Source organism: Fictibacillus sp. 5RED26, assembly GCF_015903895.1.
Classification (GTDB): Bacteria; Bacillota; Bacilli; order Bacillales; family Fictibacillaceae; genus Fictibacillus; species Fictibacillus phosphorivorans.
This window is the reverse complement of record NZ_JACZDU010000001.1, coordinates 307,196-323,990: the sequence shown is the minus strand read 5'-3', so window position 1 is coordinate 323,990 and position 16,795 is coordinate 307,196. Positions and strand designations below refer to the sequence as shown.

The window sequence follows — 16,795 nt, the reverse complement described above, 5'->3', positions numbered from 1 at the left end:
CAGTTAATAATTAAATAGTTAGTGGGAATATTTTCTAATAATTTGGTAGAATAATGAGATGGGAACTTTATCTCGTTTTTTTCGTATTACTTGTAATTAGGTACGGAGGAGATTACTTTGAAAAAGAAAATCGGAATTATTTTTATTATACTTTCGTTTGTTTTGTGGATTCTAATACCGGTCATACCGTTCTTATCATTCGGTGCCGGTCTTAAAACTGCCATTGTTAGTGGATTATTTATCGGTGGAGAAGTATTCTTTTGGCTAGGTGCGCTATTAGCTGGAAAAGATATTGTGAAAAACTTTATTAAAAAGTATTGGAGAAGAGACAAGAAAGACGACGATCTCTCTTAAATGATTTGACGTCGAATGATGAACTGATTCAAACTGCAGACTCAATAAAATAGGTGGAGAAATGGAAGAACTTATTCTAGGCTTTATTTTTACATTCTTGGTTGTTATATCCTTTGAAACTATTTTACTAGAATATTAGGTAACGGCGTAAATCATCCTGCAAAAAGGATTCTAATTCTTGCCATCCAATGTTTTGTTATTACCTGGCTTTTCTATCAGATGTATACGTAAAGCCCGTTAGCTAGAGCTGTACGGGCTTTTTTTCTTGAATTTCGGATGTAGTGGTGACTGACTTTAAGATCAGACCGCCAGCGATCATATAAAGAAATGATGCGATATAGAACAAGCTTCCTATCGTTAAAAAGTCTATCAGATAACCTGTCAGCATCACAGCAATCGCCCCCCATACACTTGTCCATAAATGATAGCTTCCAATCTTTGTCCCCGTCTGTACGCCCTCAGATTGCCTTGCTAGGACGGTTTTCTCCGATGTTTTTTGTACAGCACCTAATATCCCCATTACGATCTGCACCAAGTAGAGAGCAGTGACTGTTTCAATGATAGGAACAATCAGCATCATCCCAGCCATACCCCATGTATGTAAAAGAATAAAGGTACGGTCACCAAATTGATCAGAAAGCCTGCCAATTATCGGATGAACAAGTGCTCCAGTCAGAGCAAATAGACCGTATGCCAATCCGAACTGCGAGTAGCTGTCACCGATGTTACGGATGAGGAGCAGATAGAAGGGAAAAACCATTGAGCTTGCTGTCATTAAAAGGCTTTGAATTGTTACAAATGTACGATAATTCATTGTGAGTACACCTCGTAGAAAAGATTTTTGAACCGTTCCTTAGGATCAAGCTCGCGTTTTTTCTCAAAGAACTCATCGATACGCGGGTATGCTCGTTTCAGTTGTTTTTCTGTCGGATATGAATAGTAAGGTAAGTAATAGCTTCCATCGTGATCTAACGTTACGTCGATCATCTTCTGAATGACCTTCTCTGTTTTCTTTATCTCTTTTTCAGATCTGCCTTGATTGATCAATAACACAAGAGCAAACATATCATCCTTTGCATAGGACAATACAGCATCCTCGTCATGCTCAACGTATCGAATCGTGATGTTCAACAGGTTCAGATCCTCTTTTTCTAACACCTTTCTTAGATCGTCTATATATGAAGCAAACTGATCAACAGGAACAAAGTACTCTTGCAATACTTCTGTTCGATTGGCATTTTCATATTCCATAAACGTACTGTCTGATCTCATTACGTTATTTCTTGATTGATATCTGCCATTACTATTTTGAAAGTGTTTCTTCTGTGTCTCCCAAAATACATCTTTTCCCCTTTCACTATAACGAGACATCCCTAACATAAATTTTGGTAGCACCACGGTTTCTTTTTCATTTAACTTTGAATATCTACTTAACTTCCTTTGATTTTCTGCCAATACATAGTCTGTTACATACATTTCTTTTAAAAAGGTCTTAGGAGCAACAGATAAACGAGCAAGATGCATCTTTACATGCTCATCATTCTTAACCTTTTCCTTAAAATGCTCTTCGTATTCTTGGTAATCCATCGTGGATATGCGATGTTGATACAGTTCATCCTCAGCCAAATGAAGTGTGACATCGAGTATGACTCCAAAAAGACCATAACCGCCTATCACGTATGAGAAGTATTCACTATTCTCTTCACGGCTCACAGAAATGATTTCTCCATCTGGCTTAAGTAAGCGAAATGAATTTACCGTATCGATTAGAGAGCCATACCTTATATCACGTCCATGAACATTTACACTTAGAGCACCTCCAACCGTAAAAATATTTTGCGACTGCATGACTTGAATAGATAGACCGTACGGATTAATCTTCTTTTGAATATCTGCCCATGTCACGCCACTTTGAACCGTTATCGTTTTTTCTATAGGGTTGAAATTCAATATCTCGTTGTATCTCTTCATGTCGAGAAGTGTTCCATATGGATAGACAGTATGACCTCCCTGACTATGCTGCATCCCAGCGATTGAAATCGTCTTTTCTTGTTTGACCCACTTTTGGAGTTCTTTTGTAGAATGCGAACTCTTTACCTCTTTCATTTTTGTCGGTAAAAGTTTTCCCGCATCTTCTACTACCACTGTTTGTTGTTGGTGTGAATGGATGGAGGTGCTTGTGTAAAAAGCAATTCCATATAAAGAAATCATAATTAAAAGATACTTTCCTTTCATAACATCACCCCACTGTAAAAAGTGTAATTTTACACATTTATTATAAAATGATACTTAAGTGGTTGGCAACAATTTTTTTCGAAAATCAAATGTAGATTTTTCAATATCGAAAGAATTTAGACGCTTCTTCATCTTAAAAATGGTGATTCGTACAAGCACTCTTTTACGCATTTCATATAGTAATAGTGGGGGTGATACGATTGGGTAAAAAAAGAAAAGAACTTTTGGAAGCTTTTAATTCCTTAGATGCAAACGGCACAGAGACTGAAGCTGAAGTAACCGCTGAAAACGGTGCTGAAGCTGGTACTGTTGAAGCGTTACGATCTCTTTTAGGTGATGGTCTTAAACGCAAGAAGTCTAAAAAGGGTCCTGCTGTAAAGTCTAAGAAATCTTCTAAGAAGTGCAAGCAATCTAATGGAAATGATTCCGGTGAAAATGGAACAGGTGGATCCGGAAGCGCTCCTGACAGCTGTTGGGAATAATTCTTGAATATAAAAAAAGCTCCCTCTCGTAAGGGAGCTTTTTCATGCTTTTATTAATTAGCTTAAAACTTTTGTTAAAGCATTTTGTTTTAGATAAGTAAGTGTTGCAGCCCCAAGTAAATTTGCTGCTATTAATAAAGCATCTTCATTAATCCTAAATTTTGGGTGATGGTGCGGATATACTTCTTCCCACACTTCGTCAAGAGCACCGGTAAAAAAGAACGTGCCCGGAACTCTTTCTAAGTAATATGAATAATCTTCCCCACCCATTTGCGGTTCGATTTCTTCGAGTTCCATAACACCTGGAACTTTTCTCGCTACATCCACTATGAACTCCGTGTCGCCTTTATGGTTAACAACTGCCGGATATCCTCGTTTAAATACATATTCATAGGAAGCATCAGATGCAAGACACGTTCCTTTTGCGATGCGATCGATCTCCTGCTCGATGGCAACTCGAACGTCTTCCTTAAATGTACGGACCGTTCCTGTTAATTTTGCCGTATCCGCGATCACATTAAATGCATTTTTTGCTTCAAAAGCACCAACTGAAACGACTGCAGCGTCCAATGGATTGACTCGGCGGCTCACAATTTGTTGAAGATTTGAAACAAGTTGTGCACCAATAACGATGCTGTCTTTTGTTTTATGAGGCTGAGCGCCATGGCCACCTTTACCTTGTACTTTTATTGTGAACGAATCGGCTGCTGCCATAACTGGCCCTGTTCGATAACCAATTGTTCCTGTTGGCATCGTTGCCCAAAGATGTGTTCCGTAGATAACATCCACACCATCTAGACAGCCATCTTCAATCATTGCAATAGCTCCACCTGGAGCGAGTTCCTCAGCATGCTGATGAATGAACACGATTGTTCCTTCAACTTCGTTCTTCAGTTCCGCTAAAACTTTTGCGAGTACTAGTAATGACGCTGTGTGGCCGTCATGTCCACAAGCATGCATAACACCAGGCACTTTGGATTTGTATGGAGATTCATTTTCTTCTTGAATCGGAAGTGCATCAAAATCTGCTCGAAGTGCAACTGTCTTTCCTGGTTTTCCACCTTTTAATGTAGCGACTACTCCTCGCCCACCGACTCCCGTGCGCACATCTAATCCTAATTTTTCATGATACGAAGCGATAAAGGCTGGTGTTTCGACTTCTTCAAATGACAGTTCAGGATTTTGGTGAAGATGTCGCCGAATCTCCACCATTTCATCTTGATAGTTTGCCAAACGGCTAAATAATTGTTCCATTCCTGCTCACTCCTCTTATAATCTACATTTTTATATATTCGCCAGGACCTAATGGAAGTCCTAGCACATACCAGACAGCAAATAAAACACACCAAAAAATCGTATAAGCGATCGTATAAGGAAGTAATGAGGAAATCAAAGTTCCCATGCCCATATTCTTATCAAACTTTTTTGCAAAAGTTAGCAAGATGGCAAAGTATGCAAGCATCGGAGTTATCGTATTGGTGATCGAGTCACCAATTCGATATGCCATCTGGGTAAAAGCTGGACTATAACCTAAAGCCATAAACATCGGGACAAATACAGGTCCTAAAATGGCCCATTTTGCTGAAGAACTAGCTATGAGTAAGTTTACAAGAGCTGTAAAAAGGATAAATGTGAGCAATAACGGAAGTCCCGTAAACCCTGATTCTTTTAGAAAGTCTGCACCTGTTATTGCAATGATCGAACCTAAATTGCTCCAGCTAAAATAAGCAATCATCTGAGCTGCAATAAAAGCAAGTACGATATAGTACCCCATGCCACTCATCGCTTTTGTTAAATGTTCGGCTACGTCTTTATCATTTTTCAAGACCTTAGAACCGAATCCATAAGCCATTGCTGGAATCAAGAAAAATAGAAGCATGATCGGAACCAATGAATCCATAAACGGAGAATCGATCAGTTCTCCAGTTTTCGGATTGCGAAGCATAGCACCTTCGGGAACCGTTACCAGCAGAATGATCGTTGTATAGATGAATAGGGAGATCGTTGCCCACTTTAAGCCTCTTTTCTCTTCAGAAGTTAAGGCTTGTTTCTTCACTTCAAGATCATCAGGAATTTGGTAATCCCCTAGTCTTGGTTCTACAATCTTTGTCGTTACCCAAACAGCAACAGGTACTAGCACAAAAGTTGAGGCCAGCATGAAGTAGTAATTCATAGCAGGATTTGCAGTATACGATTTATCTTGAAGATGAGCTGCTGACTCTGTGAAACCAGCAAGCATTACATCGAGCATACTAATGATGATATTTGCACTAAATCCACCAGCAACTGCTGCATACGCTGCTGCAAGTCCAGCGATCGGATGACGTCCAAGAGTGAGAAACACCATTGCTGCTACAGGCGGGAGTACGATTAAAGCGGCATCAGCGGCTGCATTTCCTACGATTCCTATAAAAATGATGATCGGTAAGATGAGTGCTTTTGGTGAGGCTAATACAACCCTTCGCATGAAAGCTGAGATCAAACCTGTTGATTCCGCCAGCCCTACTCCTAGCATAACGACGAGCACAAGGCCCAGCGGCGGGAAATTCACAAAGTTACTAACTAGCTCACTCAGCATCCTTATGATTCCATCTTCGTTCAGAAGGTTGACTGCTGTAATTTTTTCATTATTAGCTGGATTTACTGCACTCCATCCAGCTACTCCAGCTATGAATGAACCTAGCAAGATAACAGCCGTAATGATGACAAACAAAGTAAGAACATCCGGAAGCTTATTTCCGTTTTTCTCTACCCAGTCCAACAGTCGATTAAAGATATTTTTTTTGCTGTTCTCAGGATCTGGTGTATTTGGTGAAGGTACTGCTTTCAGAGCTGAACGTGACATGGATATCCTCCCTTTGTTATGAATTTTCAGAAAAAATATAAATTTCTTCACATTCTACCGTCTCTATCATTCGGTTTCAAGGGGTCATATAGAACACTACTTTTTTACTAGACAATAGATTGTGTAAGGACTGGGAGGGATGTAAGGGCTTTCTTTTGCAGAATATTCTTTCATTTTGAAATTTACCTAACTCTTACCTTTCGCTATAATAAATACATTGTTGCTTAGAGAATTGATTTTCAGATAAGGATAAGGGAGAGAACACCATGGATCTTTTATTAAAAGAAAGTCTGAAAGCAAGCTATAACGAGCAAGCTGATTCACGTGATCGTTCAGAGATTCAGAATTGGAAAATTGACGAATTAAATGCGTTTGTTGCCGCTCTTACATCTAGTCCAAAAAATGATCAACATACTGTTCTTGATCTTGGAGCTGGATCAGGTCAACATGGGAAATACTTATCTCAACATCACTTGGATGTAACATGTATCGATCTCTCTCCTAACATGGTAGAAACGTGCCGTGCAAAAGGTTTAAAAGCAGAAGTGATGGATTATTACAAACTACATTATGATGATGAATCTTTTGATGCGGTATGGGCGATGAATACGCTTCTTCACGTTCCAAAGGTAAGCCTGCCTGCTGTTCTTAAAAACATTCATACCGTATTATCAGAGGATGGTTTATTCTACATGGGCGTTTACGGCGGTAAAGATTCTGAGGGAGTGTGGCAAGAAGATTCATATATTCCAAAGCGATTCTTCTCCTTTTATACCGATGAAGATTTACTTGATGTGGTTGCTCCTCTTTTCGACGTACAAGATTTTCACGTTGTAACAGAAGCTGGACGAGGTATAGGTATGAACTTTCAATCCTTGCTTTTACGTAAGAAAGCAATCGTAGACTAATTACAGCGTTGCTTTAAGAGATTATTTGCTTGCTTAAATTGTTTGAAGCTCAAGATAGGAAAAGAGTGCTAGCTTAAAAATCTGTTCAAAAAAAGCTCCTCTGCTTGAGGGGCTCTTAAATTTCTCGCCTATATCGAATAGACAGGTGTTTTCCGCTTCCTTCACTCCTCTTTTCTGACTGTTTTACAAACTCTTTTGCTTCATAAAAAGGAATCGCCTTTTCGTTATCTTTTTGCGCAGATAGCCATTGTTCTTTAATACCTAAATTCTTCTGATAGTCTGTGTAATAGTTTAACAGTTTCGTTCCAATTCCCCTGTTTCGCTTGTTCGGATCCATATAGAACACAAAGATCTCACCTGTTTCTTCACCAATCGTTCCACCGCCGATTGCACCTACTACTTCCCCATCCTCTTTTGCTACGAAATATCCGTGCCAACCTTCGGTGAACTCGGTCACTTCTTTTTCAATTCTTTTCTCGTTATAATATTCTTCGATGACTCTGTTCACATACGCTTCATCTTCTAGGTATCCATATGTTGCACGCCATCCTTCTGAGCAAACTCTGGCTATTCCTTTCACGTCTTCTGGACCAGCTTTCATAAGAACTAAACCTTCTGTAACCGCTATTTTATCCATTGTTTCACCTCACTTTATTTATCTTAAACACCCCTATTATAGCCTATTTTTTGGTAAAATAGAGGTAAATAGCTCAGTCAGTCAGATACTCATTTTGAATGAGAAAGGCGGAAGATCATTTGACAAATTTGATTACAAAAAATGAACATGTTTTTTACATGCTAGATTCTCTTTTACGTGATGAAGGCGCGTTCTGGAACTCTTTTTATGAAGATCGAAATAAAAGGATTCCTTTTTTCATTGACGCTCCAGATGAAAATCTTGTGAACTACGTGGAACGTGGCATGATTCAGCCTGGCCGCGTGTTAGAACTTGGATGTGGTCCTGGTCGAAATGCAATCTTCTTAGCTCAACTCGGGTTTGAAGTAGATGCTGTAGACCTCTCAAGCGAAGGACTAGATTGGGCTCGTGAACGTGCTGTTGAAAAAGGCGTTGAAGTAAAATTTATGCAAGGAAATATCTTTGAGATTAACCTACCACACAAAGAGTATGATCTCATCTATGATTCCGGCTGCTTCCATCATGTGCCTCCCCATCGTCGTGTCAGTTATTTGAACCTTTTAAACAACTGTTTAAAAGAAGGCGGACATTTTGCTATTACGTGCTTTGATGCTGTGGGCATGGGATTAGATATACCTGACATGGACGTGTACAAAGATCGCTCGATGCAAGGAGGATTAGGGTACACGTTTGAGCGGATGCGGGAGGTCTTCTTTGAATTTGAAGAGGTTGAATTACGCAAAATGAAGGAAATAACGCAGCCAGCAGATACATTCGGTTTGCCATTTTTAAATGCAGGGTTGTTTAGGAAATAAAGAAAAACACTTGGAGCTCCGTCTCCAAGTGTTTTTTAATGGCTTAAGAAGTGTGTGATAGTTATCGTGATTCGTTTCTAGGCCCTAGTTTTCATTTTATAGGCCTTCAGCCAATTTTATGGTCCTTCAAATCTATTTCTAGGCCTTCAAATTACTTTATAGGCCCTCAAAATCTTTTATAGGCTTTTCGACAAAACACACAATACAACTTACATAAACGACCGATCCAACACCACAAAATCGCGCCACTCTTCAGGCAGCATCTCTACATACTTCCTTGTTAGAAAGCGATCATCTACTAAAACGAGCGTTCCCTGATCTTCTTCTGATCGGATAACACGCCCTCCTGCCTGCAGTACTTTATTCATTCCAGGATACACGTACGCGAAGTCGTAACCATTCTTGCCTGCACGCTGAAAATAATCCTTCATCGTATCACGCTCTAATCCTACTTGAGGCAATCCAACACCAATGATTACAGCACCAGTAAGTTTATCTCCTTTTAAATCAATTCCTTCAGAAAAGATGCCACCCATGACAGCGAGCCCGACAAGCGATTTCTCACCTACAGAGTCATAATGAGCTAAAAATGTCTCTCGCTCTTCTTCCTTCATAGCAGGATGTTGAACGATGAGCGAAAAGTCTGGATCGACTTCTAACATTCGTTCATATATATCTGTCATATACCGATAGGATGGAAAGAAAACAAGATAGTTGCCTGGTCTGTTCACGACCAAGTCTTTGATCATACCCACAATTGGATCTATCGTTTTTTCCCGATCTCTAAAGCGGGTAGACAGAGGCTGCACGAATACATCCAGCTGCTCTTTTTCATAAGGAGACGGCATCCGAATGATGTAATCGTCTTTCTCTCCTCCGAGCATTTCTTGAAAATACGATAGTGGTGAGAGTGTTGCTGAAAAATATATGCGTGAACCATATTTCTTACCAGTCTGAAAAAGCAGCTGTGAAGGATCCATACAAAATAGCCGAACTTTGACCTCACTTTTAAACGTCGAGATGAACGTAACGAAACGTTCATCGTAAAATTGTGAAATCTTGAACCATTGCAGCGCTTCAAAAAAAGTCTCTAATAGTTGTTCGCTGTTATCACCACTGGCTAATAGCTGCTCTGCCTGTATTAAGAAAGCTTCTAAACTCTCAAGTAGTTTTTCCTTCAATTCTATGACAGCAACATCTTTATCTTCATGTTCTTTTTTTATCAAAAGAAGTTCCTGGTTAACGGCTTTTGCCGTATTACAGACCCCGTCATGTTTTCCCTTATAATTACGCGCAAGTTGTAAAAATGACGATTTCATAATCTCTGCAGAATACATTCCGCGAGCTCTGTCCACTAGATTGTGCGCCTCATCCATAAGCAGAACCGTCCGCTTTTTTTGTTCTTCAAACAAACGTTTGAACGAGACTCTAGGATCAAATACATAATTATAATCACAGATTACGCTGTCTGAAGCATACGCAAGATCAACAGAGAATTCAAACGGACAAACTTTGTGTTTCTGTGCATAATCTGAGATTACTGCTCGATCCATCACGGTCTCATTTTTCAAGATATCAAGTACTGCTCCATTTATCCTGTCAAAATATCCATCGGCAAACTCACAATAAGAGGGTTCGCACCGAGTTTCTTCTTTAAAGCAAACTTTGTCCTTAGCAGTGATGGTCGTGCTTTGGAGAAACAATCCCTTCTCTTTCATTAACAAAAGTGCTTCTTCTGCGTTTTTTCGATTGAGTGTTTTAGCTGTTAAATAAAAAATCTTTTCTGCTTTTTCTTCTCCGATCGCTTTGACGGCTGGAAAAAGAGTCGAAATGGTTTTTCCTGTACCAGTCGGAGCATTCGCAAATAGAGTTTTCTTATCCATAATCGTTTTATAGATAGCACCAGCAAAGTTACGTTGACCATTCCGGTATGATGGAAATGGAAAAGCTAATTCTCGTATACTGTTGTTCCTTTTTTGCTGATTTTCGAGACGCAATTCAGCGAATGGTGCATACGTTTTTATTAGTTGAGACATGAAATTCTCTAGCTCAGTAAAAGTAACATCTTCCTGAAATTTCTTCTGCTCACTAGAATCAATATGTACATAGGTCAGCTGGACCGTAACTTTGTCAATATTTTCTCTTTCCATGTATATGTAGGCATACACCTTTGCTTGAGCCCAGTGAACGGGGTAGGAATCTCTTGTAATCTCACTTAAATTTCGAGCAGTTGATTTGATCTCATCGATCGTGACTATATCATTACGCAAAAGAAGACCGTCACATCTGCCTTCTATCCAATATTCAAGGTTTTCATGGAGATAGCTCGTTTGCAGAAATACTTCTGCCTTATCGGTCTCTTCATACGTTTTTTGTATGGTTTGATGTGCCTTCGTTCCTTCTATTAAGGATGAGGTTGATTTAAATCCGGATTCAATACTCCCGGAACGGTATACATATTCGACTAAGGACCGTACAGAGATTTTAACCGCTTCAGGCATGGTTTCACCTACCTCTAGTTTTCACTTGTTTTTATGTAATAATTGTAGCACAACTGCTTCTATAAACTTTTCCTACAATAAAAGACAGCCCCCTTATTCAGAGGACTGTCTCACTACAGCATCATCGTTTAAATCTGCCGTACAGCTTTGGCATTTAACGGCTCTCAGCGGAATTGTAGATAAACAATATTTGCATTCTTTTGTATCTGGCGCTTTTACTTCTTCTTTTCTCTTAAGACGATTAATCTGCTTTACTACCAGAAATATGACCAATGCAATGATACAGAAGTTGATCAGCGTGTTAATGAACAATCCATAATTAAGTGTTGCGGCTCCCGCCTTTTGCGCATCTGCTAATGTGGCATAGTTACCTTTTCCTAAATTTATGTAGAGGTTGCTGAAATCTACTTTTCCAAGTAACAGACCAATCGGAGGCATGATGACATCATCAACAAGTGAAGTGACGATCTTGCTGAACGCTGCCCCGATAATTACGCCGATGGCGAGATCGATCACGTTGCCACGCATGATAAATGTTTTAAATTCGTTCCACATGTACGATAATTCCTTTCTGTATGACTAGTATATGTATAACCATACAGCATCAACTTTCAAACGTCATCCGATATCAATTCACGTCATCTTTTTTTAATTTCACAGTCAGAATATCCTTCACATCTATGCATATATCAGCTTCATACGTTAGTTGTATAAGTGCGACACTATCAATCGTAGAAGGAAAAGGCTCTAGGTTCCTTGCCGAATAATCAAACGCTTTAATTAAGTCTTCATGTGATAAGTCCATTACGAGCGTGCAATGCGGCACCCAATGAGTTGGGATATATAAAGATTGTTGGTTTATCTCTTTTTTAAAGTGGTCATGATAACGCTGATGAAAATCTGTCAGCACACTGTTTTTAGTCGGTGCTGCATATAGTGTTCCGCTGTTTAAGAAAATGGCTAGAGATGGGAAGAATAGAGGTACAGCAGCAATGTCTTTAAAATAATTTTGAAAAGATATCTTAAACGATTCAATATCTACTTCTGGATGTGTACCAAGAGTTACATGTGGCCGCATACCATGACCAACGATTCCTTCTTTTATTAGTCCATCCCTAAGTTCATTTATCTTTGTTTCAGTTTCACTGTTTAAATAAGCAATTACACCGTACATGTTATCAGCTCCAAATATGGTTTTGTTCATAAAAGTCAATAATCTTGGTAGGTTTTAGTGTAATTATACATGAAACCACATTTTGGTAAATGCATTACTATATAAAATAAGGATTCCGCTCTTGTCCCGAAAAAATGGGCTAATTCCGCCCAAACCTTTAACTTGTACCTCTAATATTCTGTCATTGTAAAGAAGGAGGTGGGTTAAATGGGATATAAGTCTTACGGAAACAGCTTCGCTTTAATCGTAGTTCTATTTATCTTGTTAATCATCGTTGGGTGTTGTTGGTGCGGTGGTTACGGCGGCGGACACGGCTGGTGCTAATCAGTTCATTTCCTTTAGAGGAAATGAGTCCTTGATTCACCCAATGTGATCAATTGCATGAAAACCTTTTGCTTTAACAACCCCTCGTATGATAACAGAGAGAGAGAACCTAGAGAGAGAAAACTAGAGAGAGAAAAGACCTGCGCTCGTCTGAGTGCAGGTCTTTATATGTATGGCTACAAGAGAACTTTTGCCCTATTGTAACAACTACTTTAGTTTTCTAGTATAACTATAAACACATATTACAAAATACTAACATTAAATTAATATTTTTCCATTATTGTAAACCTGTACACCAAAACCCTTGTATCAAAAATAATGTTTACAGGAGGAAAAGATGAAAATTAATTGGAAAAATCTATTAACCTCTGCCCTTGCCCTGAGTCTCGTGAGCAGTACATTAACACCCATTATCACCTCTGCTTTAGGTGAGTTCGATCTCGTTTCTGAAGTTGTACAAACCCCCATTAATGAGTACCGGGCAAACCTCGCACCTGGTGTAGAAGAAAAGCATTACAGCTTTGAAAGCAAAGAAGGAAAGAAGATTGAGAGTTACGTAGTAGAAGTCGATGTACATAATCCAAACGTTTCCATTGAAGCCGGGACGCCTAATGATGGAGATTCATTTGGCTTACAGCCTGTGAGAGCACAAGCGAACGCGGCCAATGGAGAAAACCACCAAGTGGTTGCAGCCGTAAACGCTGATTTTTATAACATGGCAACAGGTGAACCTCATGGCGTTGTTTATAAAGAAGGGCGCCCAATAAAAGGGACAAGCGGACGATCGTGGAACTTTTTCGGCATAAAGAAGGATGGTAGTGCTGTTATCGGTAATCCCTCAGATTATGAATCAATTAAAACAGACCTTCAAGAGGCTCTCGGCGGTAACGCCATCCTCGTCAGGAATAGTCAAATCTATCAAACTCCTCAAACAGGTCAGGATAAAGAGCCTCGAACTGCAGTTGGCATTAAAGAAGACGGTGATGTTTTCTTTGTTGTAATCGACGGGAGACAAGAACCTTATTCAGCAGGTATTTCAATGAAAGATCTAGCTCAATTAATGCTTGATCATGGTGCTGTTCACGCTCTTAACCTCGACGGAGGCGGCTCCTCTACTTTTACGACTCGTAAACGAGGTGATGATGTATTAGAAGTAGACAATCAGCCTTCTGACAGAAATGAAAGAAGTGTTGCCAACTCTTGGCTTGTTGTTACAAAAGAGCCTTCTGATCATGTCTTCCATTCCGCGCACATCGATCCATACGACATATCGTTCACTCCTGGCTCAACGATTCATTTTGACGCAAAAGGAATGGACAAGTCTAAAGCATCTGCCCCACTCCCAAATTCAGGTTTAACGTGGGAAGTGTCTGAACCTTCTTATGGAACCATCAATAATGAAGGTATTTTTGTATCGAGTGGAAAAACTGGACAGTTTCACGTTCTTTTAAAGCATGATGGTCATGAAGTTGGCAAGAGTATTATTGAGATTGAAACACCTAACGAAATGCACTTTACATCTTCTGAATTGACAGTTGCTAAAAACAGCCAAGCAGAGATTAATCTCATCACCAGTTTCGAAAAAAGGAATGTAAAATGGAACACGCAAGACATTACATTTGAGATCCCTGATGGTATGGGAACTATTGATGAAAGAGGCATACTTCATACTGGAGATCAAAACGTAAAAGGAACAATCACGGCTCGACTAAACGGAACCTCTCTTGCAGCACAGATAAATGTAGCGGTTGGACAGCTTCCTATCGTTCTTCATAATTTTGAGGATACATTAGGCAGTTGGAAAACATCCACTGCCGGTCGTGGAGAAAATGGAACGCTAGCACTTTCTGAATTCCCAGACCAAGTCCGTTTTGACAACCAGTCGCTCAAACTTGATTTTGATTTTTTAAGTGCTCAAACAGGGACGACGCTCGGTGTTTATGCTGGACCTGGAGCACATACTCCTATCGACGGTATTCCTTCAAGTATAGGCATGTGGGTGTACGGAACTCCTGAAGCAAAAGGCTATTGGTTGAGAATGATGATCGTGGATGGCAACGGTAAGAATCAGACGATAAATCTGACAAGTGAAGATCCCGGAATCGACTGGACAGGTTGGAAATACATCGAAGCTGATATTCCCTCCTCTTTTACAGGACCGTTCAAGTTATCAGGAACACAAACGATTCGTTTGATGTCTACAAAATCCGGTATTACCGGTCCAATGACAAAAGGTTCCATCTATGTGGATAACATACGTGCCGTATACGGTGAAAAGGTAGATGACCTCTACCCTCCTGTCATTCAATCTGTTAGTACGGACGACAAGAATTTCACAACAGATGAAGTAACCATTACGGCAAGAGTAAACGAATATGAAGATGATTTGTTTAAAACAGGCATTGATTGGGACAAGATCCGTATGATCGTAGATGGTAAGAATTATGAAAATGCAGAAGGTCACTTTTCTTATGACATGGATGGTTCCATCTCATTAAGTGGGTATCGTTGGGCTGATGGAACACATAAAGTAACGTTGATCGTTCCTGATAAATTTGGAAACCAAGCTGTTTATACCAGTTATTTTTCAGTAATTACAGGATCCGCAAAGGTTGAACTAGTCAAGTCACGAGAAGAAGCTTATTTAGGCGATCCCTTTAATCTCAAGGTAAAAATGACACAGCTCGATGATATTACTTCTGCTGTTATTCGAATGCAGATGGATAAAGAATTTCCAGTTGAAGATGTAATATTTTCAGAAGCTTTTCAGTCGAGCACAACAAACTTCGACTCACAGACTGGTATCTTAACTCTCAATCTAATCAATAGTGGTGAGACTTCTGAAATTGCAGATGCTGCAACGATTCAGATAGATATTCCTGCTTCTACAAAAGAAGACAGCGAACTAAAATATGAAATAATTAATGGAAACCTAGTTTATAGTCAGCCAAAAGCAGAGAATTTCATTTCAAGTTTTTCGATCAAGCCCGTTCGTATACCTGTTAAATCTGCAATCAGCTTGACACATGATCCAATATTAATTGGAGAACCAACAAAGCTTTTTGTAAATGATAGTAACAAAGAGCCCGTTGTAAATGCTGAATTGTTTGCGCATATTGGTGAGCAAGATCCTGTCTCCTTAGGGAAAACTGATCGTAAAGGAAAGATAATGGTTGATTCTTTCTCAGATGAAGTGAAGAAAATCACGTTATATGCAGTAAAAGATGGTAAATATTCCTTTAAGGTCAATACACAAACATACCCAGCGCTTGCGACTGAAACTGAATTCAAGAATATTATCTCGACTCCGACTGGCAATCCTTATAAAATGAAAGGCTTAACCTGGATGTCTAGTCCTCTTGCTGGAAAACAATCAGCAATTGTTCAATACGCTAAAAAGAAAGATTTTGAACGTAAGGGCAGTTCTACACTAAAGACTCAAAAAGCAAGGGGAAGTGATCAAGTCTTTTCTGGAGAACTAGACCTAACTAAGAATGGAATAATCCGTGTAAATGAGGTGAAGCTGCAGAAACTAAAACAAGGTACCACTTATATTTACCGTGTTGGTGATGGTGAGCACTGGTCAGAGTTCATGGAATTTACTACTTTAAAGCGAAAACAGAGCTTTGAGTTTGCGGTCCTAGGCGATACGCAATCACCCTCTGATCTGTCTCATTTCAACAAGATATTAGGAGATCTAGACAAAGAAAATCTATCGTTCATGGTTCATGTTGGCGATCTAATTGATGAATCCTCCAAATTTCATCAATGGGATGATTCGTTAACTGTATTGAGCAGTTATGACAAGATTCGTTCTACTGATTTAGTCACTGCCCTTGGAAATCACGAGTACATGGGAGATGCTGATGCGTCTCTAGCAAAATCCATCTTCAATCTACCAAATAACGGACCAAATGTTGATAAAGGCGGAACATATTCAGTAGATTATAATAACTTGCATATTGCTGTCCTCGGATACACATCTGATGCAAAGGTACTGAACCAACAGCTTAAGTGGTTAAAACAGGATATGAAAGGTTCTGATAAACCTTGGAAAATTCTTGTGACTCACAAACCACCATATTATACAAACCCGTTCGGCGGTAACGAGATCATGAAAGAAAAGATACCTCCTGTAGCTGACGAACTTGGTATCGACCTTGTTTTCTCGGGTCACGACCATAGTTATGGCCGGACAAAGAAATTGAAAGATGGAAATGAAGATGAAAACGGAACCGTCTATGTCGTAGCTGGAACAACAGGCAACAAACATTATGACGCTGTAGCAGATGAAAAATTCGAGTTTGTAAATATGGACAACATCGCTGTATCCATGCGTGCAAAAGTAAACAAAGACAATATTACATTTACGACTATTTCTTCTGATGGAGAGTTGATTGATGAGTTCACGGTAATAAACGAGGATTATCATGAAGAGTAATAGGAGTAAATGAGAAAATAAGCTGGTTGAAAGCAGTCGTTCGTTGACCTTTCATCCAGCTTATTTAATTTTTGTGTAT

General features: G+C 39.4%; 14 protein-coding genes. 6 read left to right on the top strand and 8 right to left on the bottom strand.

The annotated features are described in order from the left end of the window. The first annotated feature begins 117 nt into the window (after window positions 1-117). Window positions 118-354: a transporter suffix domain-containing protein gene (locus IHV10_RS01685; RefSeq protein WP_197127035.1), complete on the top strand. Its 237-nt coding sequence runs from the start codon at window positions 118-120 to the stop codon at window positions 352-354. A 241-nt stretch (window positions 355-595) separates the two neighbouring features. On the opposite strand, the gene IHV10_RS01680 is transcribed toward IHV10_RS01685, so the two are convergent. Both IHV10_RS01680 and IHV10_RS01675 read right to left on the bottom strand, forming a co-directional pair. Beyond that, window positions 596-1,168, bottom strand: coding sequence for an MFS transporter (locus IHV10_RS01680; RefSeq protein WP_197127034.1), 573 nt, complete (start codon window positions 1,166-1,168; stop codon window positions 596-598). Further along, window positions 1,165-2,589: an FAD-binding oxidoreductase gene (locus IHV10_RS01675; RefSeq protein ID WP_197127033.1), complete on the bottom strand. Its 1,425-nt coding sequence runs from the start codon at window positions 2,587-2,589 to the stop codon at window positions 1,165-1,167. The genes IHV10_RS01680 and IHV10_RS01675 overlap by 4 nt, the downstream gene beginning before the upstream one ends. A 200-nt stretch (window positions 2,590-2,789) precedes the next feature. On the opposite strand from IHV10_RS01675, the gene IHV10_RS01670 reads away from it, so the two are divergent. Further along, a complete protein-coding gene (locus IHV10_RS01670; protein WP_197127032.1) occupies window positions 2,790-3,071 on the top strand; it encodes a hypothetical protein in 282 nt (93 codons plus the stop codon). Window positions 3,072-3,128: 57 nt separating this feature from the next. Here the strand turns inward: IHV10_RS01670 and IHV10_RS01665 are convergent, their stop codons facing one another. Together IHV10_RS01665 and IHV10_RS01660 are read right to left on the bottom strand one after the other, a co-directional pair. Further along, complete coding sequence (locus IHV10_RS01665; protein WP_197127031.1) at window positions 3,129-4,325, bottom strand: M20 family metallopeptidase; 1,197 nt, start codon at window positions 4,323-4,325, stop codon at window positions 3,129-3,131. Window positions 4,326-4,347: 22 nt separating this feature from the next. After that, window positions 4,348-5,916, bottom strand: coding sequence for an AbgT family transporter (locus IHV10_RS01660; RefSeq protein ID WP_197127030.1), 1,569 nt, complete (start codon window positions 5,914-5,916; stop codon window positions 4,348-4,350). A gap of 266 nt (window positions 5,917-6,182) precedes the next feature. Between IHV10_RS01660 and IHV10_RS01655 the strand changes: the two genes are divergently transcribed. Continuing rightward, the gene (locus tag IHV10_RS01655; protein WP_197127029.1) at window positions 6,183-6,824 is read left to right on the top strand and encodes a class I SAM-dependent methyltransferase; all 642 of its coding nucleotides are present in this window, start codon (window positions 6,183-6,185) and stop codon (window positions 6,822-6,824) included. 115 nt (window positions 6,825-6,939) lie between these two features. Here IHV10_RS01655 and IHV10_RS01650 read toward each other — a convergent pair whose 3' ends face one another. Beyond that, on the bottom strand, window positions 6,940-7,461 hold the full coding sequence (locus IHV10_RS01650) for a GNAT family N-acetyltransferase (protein WP_231619396.1): 522 nt from the start codon (window positions 7,459-7,461) through the stop codon (window positions 6,940-6,942). A gap of 119 nt (window positions 7,462-7,580) precedes the next feature. On the opposite strand from IHV10_RS01650, the gene IHV10_RS01645 reads away from it, so the two are divergent. Then, window positions 7,581-8,276, top strand: coding sequence for a class I SAM-dependent methyltransferase (locus IHV10_RS01645; RefSeq protein ID WP_370629633.1), 696 nt, complete (start codon window positions 7,581-7,583; stop codon window positions 8,274-8,276). A gap of 209 nt (window positions 8,277-8,485) precedes the next feature. Here IHV10_RS01645 and IHV10_RS01640 read toward each other — a convergent pair whose 3' ends face one another. The 3 genes from IHV10_RS01640 to IHV10_RS01630 form a co-directional block, all read right to left on the bottom strand. Continuing rightward, window positions 8,486-10,777 (bottom strand): helicase C-terminal domain-containing protein, encoded by a 2,292-nt coding sequence (locus IHV10_RS01640; RefSeq protein ID WP_197127028.1) that lies wholly within the window; start codon window positions 10,775-10,777, stop codon window positions 8,486-8,488. Window positions 10,778-10,870: 93 nt separating this feature from the next. After that, window positions 10,871-11,332, bottom strand: coding sequence for a large conductance mechanosensitive channel protein MscL (gene mscL / locus IHV10_RS01635; protein ID WP_197127027.1), 462 nt, complete (start codon window positions 11,330-11,332; stop codon window positions 10,871-10,873). A gap of 73 nt (window positions 11,333-11,405) precedes the next feature. After that, entirely contained in the window at window positions 11,406-11,951 is a 546-nt protein-coding gene (locus IHV10_RS01630) for a 2'-5' RNA ligase family protein (RefSeq protein ID WP_197127026.1), read from the bottom strand. Window positions 11,952-12,158: 207 nt separating this feature from the next. On the opposite strand from IHV10_RS01630, the gene IHV10_RS01625 reads away from it, so the two are divergent. Both IHV10_RS01625 and IHV10_RS01620 read left to right on the top strand, forming a co-directional pair. Continuing rightward, a complete protein-coding gene (locus IHV10_RS01625; protein ID WP_197127025.1) occupies window positions 12,159-12,275 on the top strand; it encodes a YjcZ family sporulation protein in 117 nt (38 codons plus the stop codon). A 337-nt stretch (window positions 12,276-12,612) separates the two neighbouring features. Further along, complete coding sequence (locus IHV10_RS01620; protein ID WP_197127024.1) at window positions 12,613-16,716, top strand: phosphodiester glycosidase family protein; 4,104 nt, start codon at window positions 12,613-12,615, stop codon at window positions 16,714-16,716. Window positions 16,717-16,795: the final 79 nt, after the last annotated feature.